1 protein-coding gene is annotated in these 1,270 nt (G+C 47.2%); it reads left to right on the top strand.

Features of this window, described 5'->3' with window-relative positions; all coding sequences use genetic code 11:
* The first annotated feature begins 186 nt into the window (after window positions 1-186).
* The gene (gene tnpA / locus QT992_RS23845) at window positions 187-639 is read left to right on the top strand and encodes an IS200/IS605 family transposase (RefSeq protein ID WP_333056125.1); all 453 of its coding nucleotides are present in this window, start codon (window positions 187-189) and stop codon (window positions 637-639) included.
* Window positions 640-1,270: the final 631 nt, after the last annotated feature.

Genomic DNA, 1,270 nt, shown 5'->3' on the forward strand with positions numbered 1-1,270 from the left:
AACCAAATCAAACGATCGCCCATTTCAGTCCTCTTCAAGAGGACTTCAGCTATGAGACAGGGATTTCAATCCCTGTCGTACTGGGGGACTCTCGGATCGTCGGACTCGCCGATCGACCCCGATCGCACTCTCGGATTTGGTCACAAAATGATAAATTAACCTAAACAATTAGGAGGAAAAATCTTTATGGCAATGTGGCGGCTGTACTATCATTTAGTTTGGGCAACAAAAGAGCGACAGCCTCTCATATCTCCCGCAAAAGAAACCGAACTTTACTCTTATATCATCGGCAAAGCAGACACCCTCAATTGCATCCTTCATGCGATCGGCGGCACAGAAAATCACATCCACTTAATAGTTTCCATTCCTCCGACACAATCGATCGCTGAATTCGTTAAAAATATTAAAGGTAGCAGCAGCCGTTATCTCAATCAAACTTTGCAAAATCCCAATAAATTTTCATGGCAAGAAGGATACGGAGTATTTTCTTTAGGACAAAAACAACTAGACTCAGCAGTCGCTTATGTGATAAATCAAAAGGAACATCACTTGCAAAAAACCACCAATTCCCATTTAGAACAAATCACGGATCAAGACCATCCACCCACTCGGTGGCACCCGAATTCGGCAGAGAATTAATTGAAAAACATTGGCCGACTCTCAGACTCGCGGACTATGCAGCTATTCGGACTTTGGGGGCGATCGGGCTTACCCAAAGATCCTAGGAGTGATTGAAATCCCCGTCGAGAGAGCGAAAGTCGGTTAAAACCGACTAAAAACCCAGATTCAACAGTCACAAACTTCAGTCCTCTTCAGAGGACTTCAGCTATGAGACAGGGATTTCAATCCCTGTCGGACTGGGGACTCACAGATCGACCCCGATCGACCAATCGAGTCGATCGGGCTTACCCGAAGATCCTAGGAGTGATTGAAATCCCCGTCGAGAGAGCGAAAGTCGGTTAAAACCGACTAAAAACCCAGATTCAACAGTCACAAACTTCAGTCCTCTTCAGAGGACTTCAGCTATGAGACAGGGATTTCAATCCCTGTCGGACTGGGGGACTCACAGATCGACCCCGATCGACCAATCGAGTCGATCGGGCTTACCCACAAGCCCGCCGGGGATTGAAATCCCCGTCTAATAGCGAAAGTCGGTTAAAACCGACTGTGGATGCCAAATCAAACGAGCCCGGACTTCAGTCCTCTTCAGAGGACTTCAGCTATGAGACAGGGATTTCAATCCCTGTCGGACTGGGGGACTCACAGATCG

Source organism: Microcoleus sp. T3_D1 (genome assembly GCF_036700405.1).
GTDB lineage: Bacteria > Cyanobacteriota > Cyanobacteriia > Cyanobacteriales > Microcoleaceae > Microcoleus.

What these genes read in the sequence shown, in the direction of transcription:
- tnpA (WP_333056125.1), top strand. Translation starts at nt 187, where the DNA reads ATGGCAATGTGGCGGCTGTACTATCATTTAGTTTGGGCAACAAAAGAG.